This is a genomic window from [Empedobacter] haloabium (genome assembly GCA_008011715.2).
Classification (GTDB): Bacteria; Pseudomonadota; Gammaproteobacteria; order Burkholderiales; family Burkholderiaceae_D; genus Rugamonas; species Rugamonas haloabia.
In genome coordinates, this window is record CP136508.1 from 3625601 (window position 1) to 3648345 (window position 22745).

Here is a 22745-nt window from a genome sequence, read left to right on the forward strand (position 1 = left end):
TGTCCGTTCGTTGATTGCACAAAAGCGGCGCCTGACACTAGACCTGTTTCCGCTATTGGCAAGAGACCCAGACGAGACCGTAAGAAGAGCTATTGCCGCCAATCAAAAAACCCCTCTCGATCTTTTAAGGGCCCTAACTGAGGATTCTATCGAAAGCGTAGCCTCGGTCGCTGCTTATAACTTCCGAGAACGGTCAAAGAACGCTAAACATCCAAAATAATGCACACTTAATCGCTGGTGGCCTTGGTGCTCGCTCACTCCTTGCGTTGCCGCAAAACGCATGGAACAGTCGGCGTCGGTCTGTACGTACGGGCTATCCGGAGGCCTAGTCGGAAAGTCCTGCTCAGGCCTCAATATGATGAGCCCTGCGGCGCTGCCGAGTGATATGACCTCTAAGCGTTGAATTACTCATCTATCGACATGTGCGAGGCGTTCGATCACTAGCTTAGGAGGCTCGGTCATTGCCCTACTGACAGCCGACTCACTCCTCACCCATCCGTTCGCCGCCAGGAGAGCCTGCTGGAGGCCCTCAACCTGCCACAAAATCCCCCCGCACCTGCCGCAACCGCTCAGCCAAATCCGCCTGCATGCCCGGCCCCAGCGCCTCGGTCGCAATATGCCGCCCCAGCCGCCGATAGCTCTCGAACTGGTCCTCGCCATAGAACTGGTCCCCGGTCGACTCGTGCGGGAAGGCCGGATGCTCGGCGTGGTACTGGCGCAGCGAGGCGTCGCCCACCGTGGGCGGCAGCGTCGCCTTCAGGTACACCAGCGTGCCCTCCCCTTCGGCGACGCCATCGGCATCGCGGTAGACGATGCGGCCCACCACGCAACTGCATTGACTGAGGCGGGTCTTCTCGTCCGGCGCCAGCGCCGTCACGTCGATGTCGATATCGGCGTTGAAGTCCACCTTGCACAGCCGGATCAGGGTGCCCAGCGCGCCGCAGTGCAACGCCGGATCGCATTCCGCGTCCACCGCCACGATCAGGGCGCAGCGCCGCCGCACCAGTTCGTAGACGCCCAGGTTGTCGAAATGGCCGCCGTCCGAAATCATCAGGTAGCGCGAGCGCTCGCTGGCGGACGCGAACAGTTCCATCAGCAGGCAGCCGGTGCTGAGCGCAGGCGAGGTACGCTGGCGCGGGAAGCGCGGGTTGGCGAACCAGCGCCCCAGCCGCACGTTAAAGAGCGTCATCATGAACGCCACCGCCGGCGAAGAATGGAAGCCCTGGTTCGGACTGGCCGCCGCGCCGGACACCGAGATCGCCTCGGCCAGGGTCAGCTCGCCCGCCCCCATGTCGTCGCAGGGCTGGTGCCGGCGGTAGCCGATCTTGTCGAGCGGGGACTCACCATAGTCGCTACCCAGCGCCAGCGGCCCGATCGTGAACGACGCCCCGTGGCGCGTGTGCAGCGACAGGTCGCCCGAGCCGCCCAGGTTGACCGTGCAGTTGATCAGGTGCAGCGGCAGGGCCGGCGGCGCGTCCGCCCCGGCGCGCGGCTGCAGCGCGCACAGCGCGATGTCGTCCTTCTCGTCGAACTGGGTGAAATTCTGCGGCTTGCGGGCGCGGTGCGACGCGCCCAGGTAGCAGCGCGACAGCCGGCTGCGGTAGAACGCATGCAGGCTGAATTCGTTGATATCGACGCGCCAGGCCAGCAGCAGGCCCACGAGCGCCACACCCAGCATGACTGCGCCGATCATCGCTGCCGACGGCGCCCAGCGCTGCGCCCAGTAAGCGTCCCAGCAGGCCGCGCCGGTGCAGCGGTCGAAGTCGACGGCGATGGCCGCATCCGGTACCGCGGCGTAGGTCAGCACCACGTACAGCACGGCGGCCACGCCGATCAGCAGGCCGACGATGAACAGCGGCGGCGCGATCTTCGTCAGCGCGTCGAGGGCGATCATCGGCAAGGTCCTGCGCTTCGAGCGGATCGTGTCGTCGCCGCCGGACGCGGACGAATTGGCCGCCAGCAGGCCCGCCACCGTGGTGCCGACCCAGCCCGCCACCGGCGCCAGCGCCTGCCAGTGCTCCAGGCTGGCCAGCCACAGCACCAGCATCGGTCCGTACAGCGCCGACAACGTCAGCACGTTCCACACCGTGGCATAGATCCACAGCCACGCGGCCAGCCGGCTCCACCATTCGCGCATGCCTTCCAGCGAGGCCTTGCCCACCAGGCCGATCATGAGCGTCACGGCCGACGCGAAGGCGGACAGGATCAGCGTCGGCCCCCAGATGAACGCATGCCATGACACCGCATCGGGCCCGAGCCGGGCCCAGTGCATCAGCCACAGGATGCCGCAAAACATCGCGTGCAGCGCCAGCATGCAGACGGCGGACGACAGCGCGATCAGCACCGCGTTGAACAGCACGCGCGGCACCTTGTGCCGGCCGGTCACGCCGCGCCAGCAGCGCAGCGAGCAACAGGCCAGCAGCACCAGCGCGGTGAAGGCCAGCGCCAGCTGGAACGGCCAGGCGCTGGGCTGGTGCGCCAGCAGGTAGCCGTAACTGACGTCGGCCGGCAGCCTGCGCGCCAGGTGCGCCAGCACGGCCGACAGCTCGACGCTCGTCAGCAGCATCGGCACGACGATCCAGCGCTGCACGGCGACCTGGCCGAAGTCGGGCCAGTCGCACTCGCTCTGGAACACGTTGCAGCGCGCCAGCGCCGGCAGTGCGCACAGCGCGCCCAGCATCAGGAGCGCCGCGATCGGCACGGCCCAGGCGCTGACCGGCGCCGTCTCGAACGGATTGAAGCCGGTCACGCGCCACAGCGCCGCGCAGACCGCCAGCAGCATCGCGCTGACGCCGGCCCAGCGGCCCCAGTGCGCCGGGTGGAAGCGCCACTCGCGCTGCAGCGGCGACGCCTGGGCGCTGCCGCCCTGGTCGCGCCGCTGGCGCAGCTGGTTGGCGGCCAGCAGCACGACGGCGCCGACGAACAGGCCAATGGTGCCGCCCCGCACCAGTTGGTACTCGGGCCAGATGGCGAACCAGCGCATCGCCAGCTGCGGCACCAGGAGGAGCAGGACGATGCCGCAGATGATCGTCAGCTGCACCAGCGCGGCATTGCGCATCCAGGTGGTCAGCATGGTCCAGGTGTCGGCACTGAACAGGCCGACCTTGGGCGACAGGTAGTTGGAGAACTTGCTCAGGTGGGCGATCGACTGGCGCCACTGGCCGGCCCGCTCCGGCTCCAGCCATCCGCTGCCGTCGCGATGGCAATGGGCACGCAGCCAGGCCATGATGTAGCCGCCGCCCGAGACCGAGGACCAGTAATCGAAGCGGCGCAGCAGTCCCAGGTCGCGCAGCGCCTCCAGCACGCCCAGGCCGAAGGTGGCGCTGCGGATGCCGCCGCCCGAAAACGCCAGCGCGGCCAGCGGCGCGTCATGCGCGACGCCGATGCGGTCGCGCCAGCGGTCGACCTGTTCCCGTTCCGCGCGCAGCACCTGGTCAGCGTCGAGCCGGCCATTGCCCAGCGCGGCCGGCGGCGCCTGCGGCGCCGGCATGGCGGGTTCGGGCGGGAGCGGCTGGAGCGGCTGGAACGGGTGGTTCGGGTCGAACGGTGGCTTCGATGGCTGCGGTACGGCACTCATGGCGACCTCCCGGGCTATGGCTTGCCACAGCGTAGCCCTGGTGGCGCCGGGAGATTGTCACGGATTGTCACCGTTTGTCGCGGTGTGGTTTTTCTGCCATCTACGAACAGACGAGCTTGGGGTCTGTCCCTGCACAGGGACTGACCCCGGTTTTCATCGATACCCAAACGGCGCGAAAAAAACCAGGGTCAGTCCCGAAGGGACAGACCCTAAGCCTGATGCGCCAGCAGATAGCAGTCAGGCCCGTCGGGCTTCGAGCACCCCCGTCACCTCGGAAATGGCCGCCAGCGCCTTCTGCAACTGGGCCGTGGCCCCGATCTCGGCGGTGAAGGTCATGCGCGCCTGGCCTTTGGCACTCTGCGTATTGACGCCGATGACGTTGATCTTCTCGCGCGAGAAGATCTCGGAGATGTCGCGCAGCAGGCCCTGGCGGTCGCCCGCCAGCACGAACAGGTCGACCGGATAGACGGTGTCGCCGCGCGTGTTGCCCCATTCGGTGACGATGACGCGCTCCGGCGCCTTGGCCCGCATCTCGGCGAAATTCTTGCAGGAGAGGCGATGGATCGACACGCCCTTGCCGCGCGTGACGAAGCCGACGATGGGGTCGGGCGGCGCCGGCTTGCAGCAGCGCGCCAGCTGCGTCATCAGCCCTTCCGTGCCGACCACCAGCACGCCCGACTTGGCGCCCTGCTCGGTCGACGAGGCGCGGCTCTTGTTGAGCACCACCGCATCCTCCGGCGGCGGCGCCTCGGCCGGGTCGTGCAGCGCCTGCTCGACGTGGCGCAGGCTGAACTCCTCCTTGCCGACCGAGAGGAACAGGTCGTCCACCTTGCCGAAGCCCAGCTTCTGCGCCAGCGCTTCCAGGTTGACGGCCGTCTTGCCCTCGCGCTGCAGCGACTTCTCGACCAGCGCGCGGCCGTGCGACAGGGTCTCCTGCATGTCGATCGCATGGAACCACGCGCGCACCTTGGCGCGGGTGCGGTTGCTGACGGCGTAGCCGGGGCTGAGCCAGTCGCGCGACGGCCCGGCCGATCCCGGCGCGCCCTTGGCGGTGATGATCTCGCAGGTCTGACCGCTCTTCAACGGCGTGTTCAAGGGCACCATGATGCCGTCCACCCGCGCGCCGCGGCAGCGGTGGCCGACGTCGCTGTGCAGGTGATAGGCAAAGTCGATCGGCGTGGCGCCTACCGGCAGCTCCAGCACGCGCGCCTGCGGCGTCAGCACGAAAATACGGTCGTCCAGCGCGGCCGACTTGAGCTTTTCCACCCACTCGCGCTGCAGCTCCTCCTGGCCGACGACGGCATCGGCCACATCGGTCTTCCAGGCCAGCAGCTGGCGCAGCCAGGCGATCTTCTCGTCGTACTTCTGGCCCTGGAAATTGGAGCCGCCCTCCTCCTTGTAGCGCCAGTGCGCCGCCACGCCGTACTCGGCGAAGCTGTGCATCTCCTGGGTGCGGATCTGCACCTCCAGCGGGCGGCCGTCGTCCGCCGTCACCACCGTGTGCAGCGACTGGTAGCCGTTCGGCTTCGGGCGCGAGATGTAGTCGTCGAATTCCTTCGGAATCGGCGTCCAGATGTTGTGCACCACGCCCAGCACGGTGTAGCAGGTCTTCACGTCCGCCACGATGACGCGGAAGGCGCGCACGTCGTACAGCTCCGTGAAGTCGAGCTCCTTGCCGCGCATCTTGTTCCAGATGCTGTAGATGTGCTTGGGCCGGCCGAACACCTCGGCCTTGATGCCGGCGTTGGCCAGCTCCGTCTGCAGCCGCTCGATCGACTGCTCGACGAAGCTTTCGCGCATCATGCGCTTTTCTTCCAGCATCTTGGCGATGCGCTTGTAGTTCTCCGGCTCGATGAAGCGGAACGACAGGTCCTCCAGCTCCCACTTGATCTGCCAGATGCCGAGGCGGTTGGCCAGCGGCGCGTACAGGTCCAGGGTCTCGCGGCCGTAGGCGCGCGTCATCTCGTTGAACAGTTTCGCGTCCGCGAAATAGCGCAGCGTGCTGCAGCAGGAGGCCAGGCGCACCAGCACCACGCGCATGTCGGAGGCCATCGCCAGCAGCATCTTGCGCAGCGTCTCCATCTGCGCCACCGCCTGCTGCGCGGCGTTCTTGCCGCGCGCCGCGGCCGGCGTGGCCTGGGTCAGCTCACGCAGCCGGATCAGCTGGTGCACGCCGGTCACCAGGTCGGACACTTCCTTGCCGAATTTCGGCTCGATGGCGATCGCCTGGGCCGGTTCGAGCAGGCACAGCTCGAACATCAGGCCGGCGATGCGGGTGGCCGCGTCGGTACGCAGCAATGCCAGCGTGGTGGCCACGCCGACGGCGAAATCGAACGCGTTCTGGCCGCTCGTGGCGGTCTTGCCGGCGTAGGCGTCGCTGGCGAAATCGAGCGCCGCCAGCACGCGCACGCCGTCTTCATGGGACAAGCCCTGGACCAGCTGATCGGACGTTGCGCTGTTCAGCGCCGCGATGGAAACCATAATGCAACCTTAAACCATAACAATGCCGGCGTAATCGTCGGTGCGACGTCCTTCCCGGGCCCGCGCCCCGCCACCGGCGGCGGGGAATGTGCTATGCCATGCGCGGGCGTGTCGTCAGCGCTGGGCGGCGACGACCACGATCTCGACCAGGCAGGCCGGGTTGGCCAGCTTGGCCTCGACGGTGGCGCGCGGCGGCGTGTGGCCTTGCGCGACCCAGGCGTCCCACTCCTCGTTCATCGCCGGGAACAGCGCCATGTCGCTGATATAGATCTGGGTGGACAGGATGCAGCTCTTGTCGCTGCCCGCTTCCGCCAGCAGGCGGTCGACGTGGCCCAGCACTTCGCGCGTCTGGCCCGCGATATCGGCCGTGGTGTCCTCGGCGATCTGGCCGGCCAGGTAGACGGTGTTGTTGTGGATCGCCACTTCGGACAGGCGCTTGCCAACGTGCAGTCGTTTGATTTCCATTCAGTTCTTCTTTCTCTCTACTGGTTCAACAAAAATTCGCGGATCACGGCGATCTGCTCGGGCTGGATCAGCATCGGCGCATGGCCGACGCCGGGGATCTCGACCAGCTGCGCACGCGGCCCGCGCCGCGTCATTTCCTCGGCCGTCGCGTGCGACAGCAGGTCGGACAGCGCGCCGCGCACCACCAGGGTGGGGCAGCGGATCGCATCGTAGGCAGCCCACAGCCGCTGGCCGTCGGCGGCCACCGATTCGGGCGTGGCGGCGCGGAACGGCAGCGCCAACCCCATGTCGTAGTGACGCACCCATTCGCCGTTGGCGTCCTGGCGCAGCACGTCGCGCGCCATCTTGTCCCATTGTGCTTCCGTGTGCGGGCCGAACGGCTGCGACACCTCGCGCACGAACTGGGCGCCCGCCTCGAAGGTGGGGAAACGCAGGTCCTGGCCGATGTAGTCGCCGATGCGGTGCAGCGCGGCCGGGTCGAGCACGGGGCCGATATCGTTCAGCACCAGGCGGTCGATCGGGCTGTCCGGCAGCGAGGCCAGGCCCATGCCGATCAGGCCGCCCATCGACGTGCCCAGCCAGTGCACCTGCTGCCGCTCGCCATTGGCCAGCACGCGCGCCAGCAAGGTGACCATGTCGCTGACGTATTGCGGCACCACGTACAGTTCCGGATTGCGCAGCCGGCCGGAGCGGCCGCGCCCCACCACGTCCGGGCAGACCACGCGGTAGCGGTCGGACAGGGCGCGCGCCAGGTCGTCGAAATCGTCCGCCACGCGGGTCACGCCATGCACGCACACCAGCACGTCCGGATTGGCCGGGTCGCCCCATTCCTTGTATGCCATCCGGTGCAGACCGGCCGGCGAGATGCACTGCACAGACTTCGTTGTTACCGGGTCGCTCATGCGTCCTCCTCCTGCCGAGTATTGGTTTTTGCGCTACATTTTACCGTGCGCTGCGGATAAAATCCCCGGGAAGTGTAGCGCAGCGCATCCGGCAGGACCAAACCGGGCATTTTCACTCAGTAAAGGACAACCATGAGCAGCACTGCAAGCAACGCAGTCCCAGGCGCCAACTCCGGCGCACTGGCCGGCAAGATCGCCCTCGTGACCGGCTCCACCTCCGGCATCGGCCTGGGCATCGCGCACGCGCTGGCGGCCCAGGGCGCGGACATCGTCTTCAACGGCTTCGGCGAGGCCCAGGCCATTACCACGCTGCAGGAAGAGACGGCACGCCGCTACGGCGTACGCACCGTGCATCACAACGCCGACATGAGCAAGCCGGCCGAGATCGAGGCCATGATGGCCTTCGCCACCGAGCAGTTCGGCGGCGTGGACATCCTCGTCAACAACGCCGGCATCCAGCATGTGGCCAACGTGGACGAGTTCCCCGTCGAGAAATGGGACGCCATCATCGCCATCAACCTGACCTCGGCCTTCCACACCACGCGCCTGGCGCTGCCCGCCATGAAGGCGAAGAACTGGGGCCGCATCATCAACCTGGCCTCGGCCCATGGCCTGGTCGGGTCGAGCGGCAAATCGGCCTACGTGGCGGCCAAGCATGGCCTGGTGGGCCTGACCAAGGTAACGGCGCTGGAGACCGCCACCACCGGCGTCACCGTCAACGCGATCTGCCCCGGCTTCGTGCTGACGCCCCTGGTGCAGAAACAGGTAGACGACCGCGCCGCCAAGGACGGCCTGTCCAACGAGCAGGCCAAGCACGCGCTGCTGGCCGACAAGCAGCCGTCCGGCGACTTCGTCACGCCCGAGCAGCTGGGCGGCCTGGCCGTGTTCCTGTGCAGCGACGCCGCCGCCCAGGTGCGTGGCGCCGCCTGGAACGTCGACGGCGGCTGGGTCGCGCAGTAATCACTTGCCGGCGCGCCGCAAGGCGTGCCTCCCCTGTTGCGCCGCACGGCGCGCCGCTCCCCGCGGCGCCGGACTATCGTGCGGACGCCGCATATCCAAGCACAGTAAACTTCGTTCCCCCCGCGCCGGCGCGTCCCTATACTTTTGCCAGGGAACGTGCGGGCCGCGCCTACCCCACAAGAACAAGGACAACCGATGCACCAGCAGCCGCTTCACCAGCTCACCTTTGCCGTAATGTCGGCCATCGCCACCATGGCGCATGGCGCCGACGCCGTGCCCGCCCCTGCCCCGGCCAGCGCCGACATCATCGAACGGGTCGAGGTCACGGCCACCCGCACCGGCGCGGTGGACGTGCAGCACGTGCCGGCCGCGATCAGCGTCATCAAGCCCGACAGCCTGACCCGCTACGGCCTGGGCAACCTGGCCGACCTCGCCGCTGTCGTTCCGGCCATGACGGTGCAGCAGCAAGGGGCCGGCGTCAACAACGTCACCATGCGCGGCCTGGTGGTACGCGGCATCGTGCCGTCCGAGGTGCAGGATGCCTCGCTGGTGGCGGTCTACATCGACGAGATGCCCGTCACCCTGAAGTCGGCCAACCCGGACCTGAAGGTGCTGGACCTGGAGCGCGTCGAGGTGCTGCAAGGGCCGCAAGGGACGCTGTTCGGTGCCGGCGCGATGGCGGGCGCGGTGCGCCAGATCACGCGCAAGCCGGAGTTCAACGACCTGTTCGGCTCCGTCGAGGCGGTGGGCTCGCAGACCTCCGGCTTCGGCGGCACCAACCACAACCTGCGCGGCATGGTCAACCTGCCGGTCAAGGACGACGTGCTGGCGCTGCGCCTGACCGGCTACACCGGCAAGGACTCCGGCTACATCCGCAATGCCAATGAGGGGACAACTCGTGGCGCGACCACCAACGACACCTCCACCAACCAGGGCCGCGTGGCCGCCCGCCTGCGCGCCAACCGCGACCTGCTGGTGGATGCCAGCATCACCGCTTCCAACATCAAGGGCGGCATCAACGACGCCTACGCCGACCTGGCGCCCTACACCACGTTCGCGCTGCTGCCGCAGGCCAGCAACGACCAGCTGCAGCTGTACAACCTGACCTTGAACCAGGAGCTGGGTACGGCCACCCTGGTCTCGTCCACCTCCTACCTGCACCGCAAGACCTGGTACGTGACGTCGGCCCAGTATCCGGCAACCGCCTTCATCTTCGGCGGCCAGCCGCCGCTGATGCAGTCGGCCTACCGCATCGGCAACGCCATCGAGGACTTCGCCCAGGAGCTGCGCCTGCAATCGAAGGGCGCCGGGCCGTTGAAGTGGACGGCTGGCGCGTTCTACGAGCAGGGCCGCCGCGACACGCGCCAGGACCAGCCCACCGCCGGCTTCGACGCGCGCTACGCGGCCACCCGCAACTTCCCCGGCTACGACTCGCAGGTCAACGACCAGGCGTTCAGTGCGGACAACTACTTCTCCGGCTACCAGAACACCAACTCGCGCCAGCTGGCGCTGTTCGCCGAGGCCACGTACACCGTGTGGGACCGGCTCGACCTGACGGCGGGCCTGCGCCTGTTCCGCGGCACGCAGGACTTCGACCTGAAGTTCACGGGCCTGTTCGGCAACCTCGTCACCGCCACGCCGGCCGTGCCGACCGGGCAGCCGGAAGTCAGCACCAGCAGCGCCACCTCGCGCGGCGCCAATCCGCGCTTCGCGGCCGCCTGGCGCATCGACCAGGATCACACGCTGTACGCCTCGGCCGGCAAGGGCTTCCGCTACGGCGGCAACAACCAGCCGGTGCCGTTCAACTTCTGCGGCGTGCAGGCGCCCACCACGTTCGCCCCGGACAGCCTGTGGAACTTCGAGGCCGGGTCGAAGAACACGCTGCTGGGCCGGCGCCTGACCGTCAATGCCAACGCCTACCTGATCGACTGGGACCACGTGCAGGTGTTCAACCGCCTGCCCTGCACCTACTATTTCACGCAGAACGCCGGCAAGATCCGCAGCAAGGGCGTGGAGCTGGAAAGCGCGTTCAAGCTGACGCGCCAGGCCTCGGTCGGCCTGAACGCTTCGTACAACCACGCCAGCGCCACCGACACCGTCGTCACCGGCATCCCGGCCCAGAACATCCCGGCCGGCAGCCGCGTGCCGTATGCGCCGCGCTTCTCGGCCAGCGCCACGGCCAGCTACACGATTCCGGTGGCCGCCGGCGACGAAGTGGGCCTGTTCGCCAGCTACGCCTACCGCGGCGAGGCCTACACCAACTTCGCCGCCAGCCAGGGCAGCTATGCGCGCATCCCGTCCTCGAACACGCTCAACGCCACCGTCACCTACCGCACGCGCGGCTACGAGATTGGCCTGTTCGGCACCAACCTGACCAACGGCGCCAAGGTCAGCGACGTGGTCCCGAACGGCATCGCGATCCAGCCGGGCAACCTGGTCTACCTGGTGCGGCCGCGCACCGTGGGCCTGCGCGTGAGCGCGCGCTTCTGATGCCATGACGCCCGCCGCCCCCCACCGCTCGGAATACCTGGATGACGCCCAGCGCGCCCAGGTGGCGGCCGAGCGGGGGCGGCGGCTGTGGCGGGGCGAGTGGCCGACCTGGCTGCTGATCGTCGTCATCCATGGCGGCTGGTGGGCCACCGTCGCCTTCTGGCGCGAGCTGGGCACGCCGCTGGCCACCGTGCTGATGGTCTGGTGGTGTGCCTGGTACATGTCGCTGCAGCATGAGCTGATCCATGGCCACCCCACCCGCAAGGCCTGGCTGAACCGCCTGTTCGGCGCGGCGCCGCTGGCGGTCTGGTATCCCTACACGCTGTACCGCGACAGCCACCTGCGCCACCACGACGATGCGCACCTGACCGTGCCGACGCTGGACACGGAGAGCTGCTACCTGTCGCCGCGCGACTGGGCCCGGATGACACGGCCGCTGCGCGCGCTGTACTGGTTCAACAAGACGTTCTGGGGCCGCCTGCTGGTCGGGCCCGCCATTGCCATCTGCGCCACCTGGAGCGGCGTGGCGCAGGCCCCGCTGCGCGGCATGTGGCTGCGCCACTTCGCCATGCTGGCGGCGATGTTGTGGTGGCTCGACGCCTGGCGCGGCATCGCCCCGCTGTACTACCTGCTGGCGATCGCCTACCCGGCCCAGTCGCTGGCCATGATCCGCTCCTACTACGAGCATCGCCCGGCCGCCCACCACAAGCAGCGCATCGTGCTGAACGAGGCGGGCTTCGTGGCGCGGCTGCTGTTCCTGAACAATAACCTGCACCTGGTGCACCACGACCTGCCGTCGCTCCCTTGGTACCTGCTGCCGCGCGTGTATCGCGCGCGCCGGGCCGACTACCTGGCGCGCAGCGGCGGCTTCCACGTGGCCGGCTATGGGGAGCTGATGCGCCGGCACGGCTTCAGCCCGGTCGATGCGCCGGTCCACCCGCACCTGCCGCAGGCGGCGGCATGAGCTGGACGGTCGCCCTGCCCATGTACAACGTGTCGCCGCGGCTGCGCGACGGCTACGAGGCATTTGCCGCGGCCCTGCTGCGGCAGGCCGACCTCGATCACGACGCCACCCTGGTACGCGACGTGCCGCTGCCCGGCTTCTGGAAGCGGCCCGGACTGCTGCTCAGCCAGACCTGTGGCTACCCCTACGTGACGGCCTTGCGCGACGACGTCACCTTGCTGGCCACGCCCTGCTACGACGTGCCGGGCTGCGACGGCAGCGATGCAGGCAGCAACTACCGCAGCGCGCTGGTGGTGCGCGCGGACGGCGCCATCGCCACGCTGGCCGACGCGCGCGGACGCGTCGCCGCCGTCAACGACGAGCACTCGAACAGCGGCATGAACCTGCTGCGCCATGCCGTGGCGCCGCTGGCGCGCGACGGCCGTTTTTTCGCGGCCGTGCAGTGGTCGGGCAGCCATGCCACCAGCGTGGCGATGGTGCGGGCGGGCGCCGCCGACATCGCCGCCATCGACTGCGTCACGTGGGCTTACCTGTGCGAGGAGCGGCCGGCCGACGTCGCCGGGCTGGCCGTGCTGGGCTATTCGGCGGCCGCGCCCGGGTTGCCGCTGGTGGCGGGGGCGGACGTGCCGGCGGCCTCGGTCGAACGGCTGCGTGCCGCCCTGCTGGCGCCCGGCCCGGCGCTGCTGGCGACTCTCGCGCCGCTGCGCATTCTCGGGTTCGAGTACCGTGACGACGCGGCGTATGGCCGTATTGCGCAACTCGAGGACGAGGCGCGGCGGCTTGGCTATCCGCTGCTCGGCTGAACCCGTGCCTCCGCTGCCGCGTACAGGCTTGGGGTCTGTCCCTGCACAGGGACTGACCCCGGTTTTATTCGGTCACGTTGCGTTTCCTGCGCGATGAAAACCGGGGTCAGTCCCCTGCGGGGACAGACCCCAAGCCTGACACGCCTGCGGCGGCATTACGTAAAAACCCCAATGTGGATACCCCTGATAGGGCAAACCACAATGCGGATAATCACAATGGTGATATCTGAGATGGTTCGGCATGATGGTTGCATTGAAAACCATGCGACACCGGGGAGCTGGAGACCATCATGAAAAAACCGTTCTACAAAGTCCTGTACGTACAGGTGCTGTTCGCCATCGCCGTTGGCGTGCTGCTGGGCATCTACCTGCCCACGGACGCCGTCGCGATGAAGCCGCTGGGCGATGGCTTCATCAAGCTGATCAAGATGATCATCGCGCCGGTGATCTTCTGTACCGTCGTCACCGGCATCGCCGGCATGCAGGACGTGAAAAAGATCGGCCGCGTCGGCGGCAAGGCGCTGCTGTACTTCGAAGTGGTCTCCACCTTCGCCCTGGTGATCGGCCTGTTCGTCGCCAACCTCGTCAAGCCGGGCGCGGGCTTCAATGCCGATCCCGCCACGCTGGACACCAAGGCCATCGCCCAGTACACGGAAAAGGCGTCGCACCAGTCCACCGTCGACTTCGTGATGAACATCATCCCGAACACCGTCGTCGACGCCTTCGCCAAGGGCGACATCCTGCAGGTGCTCTTGATCTCCGTGCTGTTCGGCTTCGCGCTGTCGCTGCTGGGCGAGAAAGGTCGTCCGGTCGCCAAGCTGATCGACGAAGCCGGCGCCGCCATCTTCGGCATGGTCAACATCATCATGAAGGCCGCCCCGATCGGCGCTTTCGGCGCGATGGCCTTCACCATCGGCAAATACGGCATCGACTCGCTGCTGCCGCTGGCCAAGCTGATGGGTTCGTTCTACCTGACCTGCGCGCTGTTCGTCTTCATCGTGCTGGGCGCCATCGCCCGCTTCACCGGCTTCTCCATCGTGCGCTTCATCGCCTACATCAAGGAGGAACTGCTGATCGTGCTGGGCACCAGCTCGTCGGAAAGCGCACTGCCCTCCCTGATGACGAAGCTGCAGCGCCTGGGCGCCTCCAAGCCCGTCGTCGGCCTGGTCGTGCCGACCGGCTACTCGTTCAACCTGGACGGCACCAATATCTACATGACGATGGCCGCCCTGTTCGTGGCCCAGGCCACCAACACGGACCTGACCTTGACGCAGGAGCTGACCATCTTGGGCGTGGCGATGCTGACCTCGAAAGGCGCCTCCGGCATCACCGGCGCCGGCTTCATCACCCTGGCCGCCACCCTGGCCGTCGTGCCGACCATTCCAGTGGCCGGCATGGCCCTGATCCTGGGTATCGACCGCTTCATGAGCGAATGCCGCGCGCTGACCAACTTCGTCGGCAACGGCGTCGCCGCCATCGTCGTGTCGAAGTGGGAAGGCGAGCTGGACATGGCTACCATGCAGCGCGAGCTGGCCAACCCGTCCGCACCGCACGAGCCGCTGGAAGAGGTGGCGCACGGCGAGCCGGTCGCATTGCGTGCCGCCAGCCGCTGATCCCTGCCCCATCCGCTGACTGGCCCCGCCACCGCGCGGGGCTTTTTCATGGCCGGGCGGCCGCTGCGACGCCAACGGCCAGCGCGCCCCGCGCCTGGTCGTCGACCCGCAGCGCCAGCCAGGTCCAGATGGCGCCGCACAAATCGACCACGCCGAACAATGCCAGCATCGGCTCGGCCATGCCTGCAAGCACAAAGCCGGCCAGTACGATAAACACCAGCGCGCGGGTGTAGACGGAGGCCTGCAGGAAGCGCCGGTGATGCGCACTGATCCACGCGTAGACGCCGAGGTTGAAGGCAACCAGGCCGACGACGCGGATCCAGATCTCGCTGGTGGGCGCCATACCGAACAGCGCCAGCAGCAGGTTCGGCACCAGCAGCAGCGCCGCCCCGACGGACACCACATAGAAGGCAAACCAGCGGGCGCTGAGCGCGGCACGGGGCATGGACTGGCTACTGGACATCGGTTTCTCCTTGTTCTGCGAAGTAAAAAAAAGGCACGCCGCGGCGTGCCTTCCGTCAGGTGAGCGTGGCTCAGACGGCCGAAAAGTCCAGCGCGACACCCGTCGCGGCGGCGATCTGTTCCCGCGTCACCTCGGGCGCCAGTTCCAGCACCTTCAGGCCCCGGTCCGTCACTTCCATCACGCCCAGGTCGGTGATGATCAGGTCCACCACGCCAACGCCCGTCAGCGGCAGGTCGCACTTCGGCAGGATCTTGTGCGACGTGGTGCCGTCCTTGGCGGTCGCCACGTGCTCCATCAGCACGACGACCTTCTTGACGCCGGCCACCAGGTCCATCGCACCGCCCATGCCCTTGACCATCTTGCCCGGAATCATCCAGTTGGCCAGGTCGCCCTGTTCGGATACCTGCATCGCGCCGAGGATTGCCAGGTTGATCTTGCCGCCGCGGATCATGCCGAACGAGTCGGCCGAGCTGAAGTAGGCCGCGCCCGGCAGGGCCGTCACGGTCTGCTTGCCGGCGTTGATCAGGTCGGCGTCCACCTCGTCGTCGGTGGGGAACGGGCCGATGCCCAGCAGGCCGTTTTCGGACTGCAGGAACACTTCGATATCGTTCGGCACGTAGTTGGCCACCAGCGTGGGCAGGCCGATGCCGAGGTTGACGTAGAAGCCGTCCTGCAGCTCCCGGGCCGCGCGCGCGGCCATTTGATCACGAGTCCATGCCATGTCTGTCTCCTCAGTTCGAACGCACGGTGCGCTGTTCGATGCGTTTTTCCGGGTGGGCGTTCAGCACGATGCGGTGCACGAAGATGCCCGGCGTATGGACTTCGTCCGGATCGATCTCGCCCACTTCCACCAGCTGCTCGACCTCGACGACGGTGATCTTGCCGGCGGCGGCCACGTTCGGGTTGAAGTTGCGTGCCGTCTTGCGGTAGACCAGGTTGCCGGCCTTGTCGGCCTTCCAGGCTTTTACCAGCGCCACATCGGCCACCAGGCTGCGTTCCATCACGTACTGCTCGCCGTCGAATTCACGGATTTCCTTGCCTTCGGCGACGATCGTGCCGACGCCGGTCTTGGTGAAGAAGGCGGGGATGCCGGCACCGCCGGCGCGCAGCTTCTCGGCCAGCGTGCCTTGCGGCGTGAATTCCAGTTCCAGTTCGCCGGCCAGGTATTGGCGCGCGAATTCCTTGTTCTCGCCCACGTAGGAGGCGATCATCTTCCTGATCTGGCGCGTTTCCAGCAGCTGGCCCAGGCCGAAGCCGTCCACGCCCGCGTTATTGGAGATGGCCGTCAGGCCCTTGACGCCGGAATCGCGCAGCGCCGCGATCAGCGCTTCGGGAATGCCGCACAGGCCGAAGCCGCCGACGGCGATCGTCTGGCCGTCCTGGACGATGCCGGCCAGCGCCGCGTTCGCGTCGGGATAGATTTTGTTCATTGGTGACCCCTCTATTTTTTGATAAGCTCCCCCGGTGCACGCGCGCGCGCACGCAAGGTCCCGCTCTGTCGCACAGATGGCGTACCAGAATAGATGACACAACTGGAAAGTACAATACCGTAGAAATACCTGCAACTCGAGGTTATCGACGACAATACGGATGACGCCGCAACGATGAACGCCCCCTACGAAATCGACTACGAAACCATCTTCAAGTTCGCGCCCGTGGGCATGTGCATCTCCGTCAACCGCGTCATCCAGTCCAGCAACGACGCGCTGACGTCGATGTTCGGCTACCCGCACGGCGCGCTGGACGGCGAATCGTTCCTGCGCCTGTATCCCACGATGGACGAGTTCCTGCGCACGGGCCACCGCATCATCCCCATCATGAACGCGCGCGGGCGCTACTCGGACGAGCGCATCATGCGCCGCGCCAGCGGCGAACTGTTCTGGTGCCACGTGACGGGCCGCGCGCTCGACCCGCAGGACCCGCTGGGCGCTGGCGTATGGACGTTCGAGGACGTCAGCGAGAAGCGCCCCGTGTCGGCCGAGCTGACCCCGCGCGAGCGCGAGATCGCCGCCTTCCTCGTGGAGGGCAAGACCAGCAAGATGATCGCGCGCGAGACCGACCTGTCGCCGCGCACGGTGGAGATGCACCGGGCCAAGCTGATGCGCAAGTTCGGCGCCGCCACGTCCAGCGAGCTGGTCCACAAGCTGATGGGCGTGACGCGCTAGCTTGCCCGCGCACGATAGGCGCGACGGCACGGAACGGCGCCGGGTTTGCTGTTAGATTAATCAAATACTAACAATCCAGATCCCGGCAAACTCCCATGATCACGTTCCATTGCGACAAGTGCGGCCACCAGGTCTTCTTTGAAAACACCGTCTGCTTCCACTGTGGCAGCATGCTCGGCTACCAGCCCGCGCTGCGCTGCATCAGCAGCTTCGAACCGGCCGAGGCGGAGCGCTGGCGCAGCCTGCATCCGCGCGATGCCGGCCGGCTGTACAAGCGCTGCGCCAACTGGGTCCAGCACGACGTCTGCAACTGGATGCTGCCGGCGGACGACCCGCACGCGCTGTGCCAGTCGTGCCAGCTGACCGTCGTCATCCCTGCCCTGGCGTCCGAGAAGAACCGCATCCTGTGGGCGCGGCTGGAGGCGGCCAAGCGCCGCCTGCTGTTCTCGCTGGCCACCTTGCACCTGACGCCACCTTCCAAGCACGACGACCCCGAGGCTGGCCTGGCCTTCCAGTTCCTGGAGGACGGCGTGGCCGAGCAGCCCGTGATGACGGGCCACGCCAATGGCGTCATCACGCTCAACATCGCCGAGGCCGACCCGGCCGAGCGCGAGCGCACGCGCGAGCAGATGCACGAGCGCTACCGTACCCTGCTGGGACACTTCCGACATGAGAGTGGCCACTACTACTTCGACCGGCTGGTGGTGGGCACGCCCTGGATCGACGAGTGCCGCGCCTTGTTCGGCGACGAGCGCGCCGATTACGGCGCCAGCCTGCAACGGCACTACAAGGAAGGGCCGCCGGCCGACTGGGAACAGCGCTTCGTCAGCAGCTATGCCAGCGCGCACCCGTGGGAAGACTGGGCCGAGACCTGGGCGCACTACCTGCACATGATGGACACGCTGGAGACGGCCCATGCCTGCGGCGTGTCGCTGACCCCGCGCAAGCCGAACGAGCCGGCGCTGGCGATCGCCGTGCCGCCGGCGAAGACGGACGCGTTCGACGCCACGCTGCACGACTGGTTCGCGCTGACCTATGTGCTGAACAGCCTGAGTCGCAGCATCGGCATGCCGGATGCGTATCCGTTCACCCTCAGCCCGCCCGTGCTGGCGAAGCTGGGGTTCGTGCACAAGGTGGTGCGGGAGCAGATGAAGGCGGCGTCGATGTAACAAACGATGCGCCCCCACCGGTGTTTCCTCGTCAGCGCGGCAGTTGCGCCACCACCTTGATCTCGAAGTCGAAGCCATACAGCCACGTGACGCCGACGGCCGTCACGGTCGGATGCGGCGCCTCGCCCCAGAACTCCTGCGCGACGGCCCAGATGCGCTCGAAGCGTGCCGGCGGGTCGACGATGAACACGGTCACGTCCACCACGTCGGCGAACGAGCAGCCGGCCGCCGCCAGGATGTCGTTCAGGTTGGCGAAGGCGCGCCGCACCTGCGCGTCCAGCTCCGGCTCGGGCGAGCCGTCCTCGCGGCTGCCGACCTGGCCGGAAACGAACAGCAGGCCGCCGGCGCGCACGGCCGGCGAATAGCGGTTACGCTCATACAGGGCCTGGCGGCCCGCTGGAAAAACGACGTCTCGCGTCATGGCATCACTCCTCTTTGTTTGGAATGGCCGAACTGTAGCCGGTGCCGCCCGACCGATAAACGGCCAATACCCGTCAACACTGTTTGTATAATCCAAACAAACAGGAGATCGAATGGACCGGTTCCACGCCATGCAGGCCTTCGTGCGCGTCGTCGAGACGGGCAGCTTCACCAAGGCCGCCGCCGCGCTGCACCTGAGCCGCACCACCGTCACCCAGCTGGTGCAGCAGCTGGAGGCGCGCCTGCGCGTGCAGCTGCTCAACCGCACCACGCGCAAGGTCAACGTCACGCCCGACGGCGCCGCCTACTACGCGCAGCTGGTGCCGCTGCTGGCCGAGCTGGAAGCCATCGAAACCGGGCTGCCGGGCGCCGCCACGGCGCCGCGCGGCAGCTTGCGCGTGGACGTTCCCAGCCCGCTGGCGACACTGGTGCTGATGCCGGCACTGCCAGCCTTCCACGCGCGCTACCCGGACATCGAGCTGGAACTGGGCGCGAGCGACCGCAAGGTGGACCCGATCGCCGACGGCGTCGACTGCATCGTGCGCGGCGGCGCCGTCACGGACAACGCGCTGAAGGCACGCCACGTGGCCGACCTGCGCCTGGGCGTGTACGCGGCCCCGGCCTACCTGGCGCGAGCGGGCGTGCCGGTCCATCCGGAGGAGCTGGCCGACCGGCGCCACCGCATCGTCGCCTACCGCTGGTCCACGCCGGACGGCCACGCGCCATACGCCATGCGGCGCGGCGCCGAACAGGCCTGGGTGCGCGGCCGCCACGTGGTGCGCACCGACGACGGCAATGCCTACCTGGCGGCCGGCCTGGCCGGCCTCGGCGTGCTGTGGCTGCCCGATTACATGGCGCGCGCGCCCGCCGCCGGCGGCGCGCTGCTGCCGCTGTTCGCCGACTGGCAGGTCGATCCCATGCCGATGCATGTCGCGTATCCGGCCACGCGCCATGTCAGCCGCCGGCTGCGCGCCTTCATCGACTGGATCGTCGAGCTGATGGCCGACCAGCACCCCGTGACCGCAACGCGACGATAAGCTATAGTGGCATTGACACTTAGTAATCATCTACCCTGCCCGTGACCCACCTCCCTTCCCTGCGCCACGCGGTCGCCCTGCTCTGGCTGCTGGCCGCCCTGCTGCCGGCCCGCGCCGCGCCCGGCCCGGTGCCGGCCGACTACACGCACACGGCATGGGGCAGCCTGCAGGGCGCGCCAGTGGACGTGCTGAAGTTCGCCCAGGGCCCCGACGGCTGGCTGTGGATCGCCACCGCCACGGGCCTGTACCGCTACGACGGCGTGCGCTTCGAACGCAGCGACAGCGTGCATGGCCATCGGCTGTATTCGTCCAACGTCCTGGGCCTGCTGGCGGCGCGCGATGGCGCGCTGTGGGTGGGCTACCGGCTCGGCGGCGTGACGGCCTTGCGGCCGGACGGCGCCCGCACCTATATGGAAGCCGATGGCCTGCCGGGCGGCGCCGTGTTCCATATCGCCGAAGCGCCGGACGGCACCGTCTGGGTGGCGGCGCGCGACGGCGTTGCGGCCCTGCGGCCGGGCGCCAGCCGCTTCGAGCCGCAGGGAGAAAGCGTCGGCCTGCCGGCACGGCGCATGTTCCAGATCCTGTTCGCGCGCGACGGTACCCAATGGGTCGCGGCCCTGGGCGGCGCCTTCTTCCGGCCGCCAGGCGCGGCGCGCTTCACCCAGGCCTGGCCGCGCACCACGCTGATGGCGATGGCCGAAGGGCCGGACGGCGCCATCTGGGCCAGCGACGACCAGAGCCGCTACTACCGGCTGCACACGAGCGCACCGGCGCAGGCGCCGCGGCCGGAGTACACGGCCAGCGGCATGCATTTCGACCGTGCCGGCCAGATGTGGCTGCTGCATCCGGACGCGGTCGAGCGCGCGGGCGCGCCGGCGGCGCAGCGGCTGACCTTGCAATCCGGCCTGTCCGGGGCCCTGCCCCAGACCTTCTTCCAGGACCGCGAGGGCAGCATCTGGATCGGCACCTCGGCCGGCCTGGACCGGCTGCGGCCGAACCGCCTGCGCGCGCTGGCGACGCCACGGCACTTCGACCATCCCGGCATGATCGCCGGGCCGGACGGCAGCGTCTGGATCGGCGACTACGCCGGTCACGTGGCAAGCTACACGGCCGACGGCACCGGCAAGCCTGTCCTGCGCAGCGGTTTCGCGGCGGCGCACCGTGCGCCGGACGGCACCTACTGGATCGGTGACGACCAGTCGCTGCACCGGCGCATGGCCGACGGCACATGGCAGACGGTGGCCTCGCCCGCGGGCCTGCGCGGCCTCGATCCGCAGGCGCTGCTGCAGGCCGACGACGGCGCCCTGTGGGCGTCGTTCTCCGGCGGCGGCCTGTTCCGCCTGAAGGACGGCACATGGACCCGTGACGGCGGCCTGGCTGGTTTCCCGGCCGCCCTGGCGCTGACGATGGCGCGCGCCGCCGACGGCACGGTGTGGATGGGCCATGCCCGCAACCAGGTCAGCCTGGTCGGCCGCGACGAGCGCGTGCGGCGGCTGGACGCGCGCCAGGGCCTGCAACTGGGCACGGTGCTGGCGCTGACGCCGGATGGCGGCACGATGTGGGCCGGCGGCGAGGCCGGCACCGCGCTGTACCGCGACGGCCGTTTCCTCGCGCTGCATGGCAGTGGCGGCGAGACGTTCCGCGGCGTGTCGGGCATCGTCCGGCTGCCCGGCGGCGACCTGTGGCTGCATGGCGCCGATGGCATCTACCGCATCGGCGCCGCCGCGCTGGCCGGCTGGCTGCGCGATCCGGCACAAGCGGTCGCGTTCGAGCGCTTCGGCGCCCTGGACGGCCTGCGCGGCCACGCTTCGCAACTGCGGCCGTTGCCGTCGCTGGTGCAGGCGCCGGACGGCCAGCTGTGGTTCGCGACCGGCAGCGCCATCGCGCTGCTGGACCCGGCGCGCATCCCGCGCAACCCGCTGCCGCCGCCGGTGCTGATCCGCGCGCTGACGGCTGGCGACCGCCACTACCCCGTCGCCGGCGGCGCCGTCACGCTGCCGCAAGGCAGCGACACCCTGCAGATCGGCTTCACGGCCCTGTCGCTGGCGATGCCGGAGCGGGTACGGCTGCGCTACCGGCTGGAAGGCGTCGACCATGGCTGGCAGGAGGCAGTCGGCCGGCGCGAGGCGTTCTATACCAACCTGGCGCCCGGCACCTACCGCTTCCGCGTCACGGCGGCCAACGAGGACGGCCTGTGGAACGAGGCTGGCGCGACACTGGACGTGCAGATCCCGCCGACCTTTGTGCAGACGCCGTGGTTCGTCGTGCTGCTGACGCTGGGCGGCGCGGCGCTGCTGTTCGCCGCGTACACGCTGCGCATGCGTCACGTGACGCGGCGCCTGGCCGAGCGCATGCAGGAGCGCATGCACGAACGGCTGGCCGAGCGCTCGCGCATCGCCCGCTCGCTGCACGACACGCTGCTGCAGGCGGTGCAGGGCCTGATCATGTCGTTCCACGCCCACGTGCGCCAGTTGCCCGCGGGCACGCGCGAGCGCGAGCGGCTCGACCTGGCGCTGGACCGCGCCGACCGCCTGCTGGTCGAAGGCCGCGACCAGATCATGGACCTGCGCGCCAGCGCGCCGCCGCCCGACCTGGCCGAGGCGCTGCGCGAGTTCGCCGCCGGCCTGGCCGAACCGGCGGCGCAGGCGTTCGAGATGACGGTGACCGGGCTGCGCCAGCCGCTGCGGCCGCAGGTCAGCGAGGAATTGCAGGCGATCGCGCGCGAGGCGCTGTGCAACGCCGGCCGTTATGCCCAGGCCGAGCGCATCGTGCTGGAAGTGGACTATGGCAGTGCCGCCTTCACCTTGCGCGTGCACGACGACGGCTGCGGCCTCGACGCCGCCGTGGCGCAGGCCGGCGGCCGGCCCGGCCACTGGGGCCTGGTCGGCATGCGCGAACGGGCCGCCGCCATCGGCGCCACCCTGCGCATGGCCAGCGGCCCGGGCCAGGGCACGGCGCTGGAGGTGACGCTGCCGGCGGCGCGGGCGTACGGCGTCGCGGAGCAGCGCGGCGATGCGGAATCGGCGACGGAGTCCGAACCGGCGGACAGCTGGTATCGGGGCCAGCAGCGCTGACCGTGCCGCTAGCCGCAATGCGGCGAAATCGGGGCTGCATTGAAACCCCGCCGGTTGGCAAGTCGCGTACGCGTTGCCACCCCGGGACCGAAGACCGGGGTCAGACCCGGCGGGTCTGACCCCAGCCCTCTGCTGATGGGCGCAAACCGCGGCGAAGGGTAC

17 protein-coding genes are annotated in these 22745 nt (G+C 68.5%); 9 read left to right on the forward strand and 8 right to left on the reverse strand.

The genetic code is table 11. The annotated features are described in order from the left end of the window. Positions 1-529 precede the first annotated feature (529 nt). The 4 genes from E7V67_015765 to E7V67_015780 form a co-directional block, all read right to left on the reverse strand. The gene (locus E7V67_015765) at positions 530-3577 is read right to left on the reverse strand and encodes a patatin-like phospholipase family protein (protein WUR11170.1); all 3048 of its coding nucleotides are present in this window, start codon (positions 3575-3577) and stop codon (positions 530-532) included. A gap of 237 nt (positions 3578-3814) precedes the next feature. Beyond that, a complete protein-coding gene (locus E7V67_015770) occupies positions 3815-6058 on the reverse strand; it encodes a bifunctional (p)ppGpp synthetase/guanosine-3',5'-bis(diphosphate) 3'-pyrophosphohydrolase (protein WUR11171.1) in 2244 nt (747 codons plus the stop codon). A 114-nt stretch (positions 6059-6172) separates the two neighbouring features. After that, entirely contained in the window at positions 6173-6523 is a 351-nt protein-coding gene (locus tag E7V67_015775; protein ID WUR11172.1) for a RidA family protein, read from the reverse strand. 17 nt (positions 6524-6540) lie between these two features. Beyond that, entirely contained in the window at positions 6541-7425 is an 885-nt protein-coding gene (locus E7V67_015780; protein WUR11173.1) for an alpha/beta hydrolase, read from the reverse strand. A 132-nt stretch (positions 7426-7557) separates the two neighbouring features. On the opposite strand from E7V67_015780, the gene E7V67_015785 reads away from it, so the two are divergent. From E7V67_015785 to E7V67_015805, 5 genes are all read left to right on the forward strand, one after another. After that, the gene (locus E7V67_015785; GenBank protein WUR11174.1) at positions 7558-8385 is read left to right on the forward strand and encodes a 3-hydroxybutyrate dehydrogenase; all 828 of its coding nucleotides are present in this window, start codon (positions 7558-7560) and stop codon (positions 8383-8385) included. Positions 8386-8580: 195 nt separating this feature from the next. Further along, on the forward strand, positions 8581-10875 hold the full coding sequence (locus E7V67_015790) for a TonB-dependent receptor (protein WUR11175.1): 2295 nt from the start codon (positions 8581-8583) through the stop codon (positions 10873-10875). Positions 10876-10879: 4 nt separating this feature from the next. Then, positions 10880-11839: a fatty acid desaturase gene (locus tag E7V67_015795; GenBank protein ID WUR11176.1), complete on the forward strand. Its 960-nt coding sequence runs from the start codon at positions 10880-10882 to the stop codon at positions 11837-11839. Beyond that, entirely contained in the window at positions 11836-12642 is an 807-nt protein-coding gene (locus tag E7V67_015800; protein ID WUR11177.1) for a PhnD/SsuA/transferrin family substrate-binding protein, read from the forward strand. Before E7V67_015795 ends, E7V67_015800 begins: the two co-directional genes overlap by 4 nt. A 287-nt stretch (positions 12643-12929) precedes the next feature. Then, the gene (locus E7V67_015805; GenBank protein ID WUR16296.1) at positions 12930-14255 is read left to right on the forward strand and encodes a dicarboxylate/amino acid:cation symporter; all 1326 of its coding nucleotides are present in this window, start codon (positions 12930-12932) and stop codon (positions 14253-14255) included. Positions 14256-14301: 46 nt separating this feature from the next. On the opposite strand, the gene E7V67_015810 is transcribed toward E7V67_015805, so the two are convergent. From E7V67_015810 to E7V67_015820, 3 genes are all read right to left on the reverse strand, one after another. Continuing rightward, on the reverse strand, positions 14302-14718 hold the full coding sequence (locus tag E7V67_015810) for a hypothetical protein (GenBank protein ID WUR11178.1): 417 nt from the start codon (positions 14716-14718) through the stop codon (positions 14302-14304). A 70-nt stretch (positions 14719-14788) separates the two neighbouring features. Further along, a complete protein-coding gene (locus E7V67_015815; GenBank protein WUR11179.1) occupies positions 14789-15439 on the reverse strand; it encodes a CoA transferase subunit B in 651 nt (216 codons plus the stop codon). Positions 15440-15449: 10 nt separating this feature from the next. Next, positions 15450-16148, reverse strand: a complete 699-nt coding sequence (locus tag E7V67_015820; GenBank protein ID WUR11180.1) for a CoA transferase subunit A — start codon at positions 16146-16148, stop codon at positions 15450-15452. A 174-nt stretch (positions 16149-16322) separates the two neighbouring features. Here E7V67_015820 and E7V67_015825 point away from each other — a divergent pair, with 174 nt between their 5' ends. Together E7V67_015825 and E7V67_015830 are read left to right on the forward strand one after the other, a co-directional pair. Next, positions 16323-16883 carry a PAS and helix-turn-helix domain-containing protein gene (locus E7V67_015825; protein WUR11181.1) on the forward strand — a complete coding sequence of 187 codons (561 nt, stop codon included), beginning with the start codon at positions 16323-16325 and terminating at the stop codon, positions 16881-16883. Between the two features lie 95 nt (positions 16884-16978). Further along, a complete protein-coding gene (locus E7V67_015830; GenBank protein ID WUR11182.1) occupies positions 16979-18052 on the forward strand; it encodes a putative zinc-binding peptidase in 1074 nt (357 codons plus the stop codon). A 31-nt stretch (positions 18053-18083) separates the two neighbouring features. Here the strand turns inward: E7V67_015830 and E7V67_015835 are convergent, their stop codons facing one another. Then, positions 18084-18473 (reverse strand): RidA family protein, encoded by a 390-nt coding sequence (locus E7V67_015835; GenBank protein ID WUR11183.1) that lies wholly within the window; start codon positions 18471-18473, stop codon positions 18084-18086. A 112-nt stretch (positions 18474-18585) separates the two neighbouring features. Between E7V67_015835 and E7V67_015840 the strand changes: the two genes are divergently transcribed. Together E7V67_015840 and E7V67_015845 are read left to right on the forward strand one after the other, a co-directional pair. Next, positions 18586-19509: a LysR substrate-binding domain-containing protein gene (locus E7V67_015840; protein ID WUR11184.1), complete on the forward strand. Its 924-nt coding sequence runs from the start codon at positions 18586-18588 to the stop codon at positions 19507-19509. Between the two features lie 41 nt (positions 19510-19550). Further along, positions 19551-22583 (forward strand): triple tyrosine motif-containing protein, encoded by a 3033-nt coding sequence (locus E7V67_015845; GenBank protein ID WUR11185.1) that lies wholly within the window; start codon positions 19551-19553, stop codon positions 22581-22583. Positions 22584-22745 lie beyond the last annotated feature (162 nt).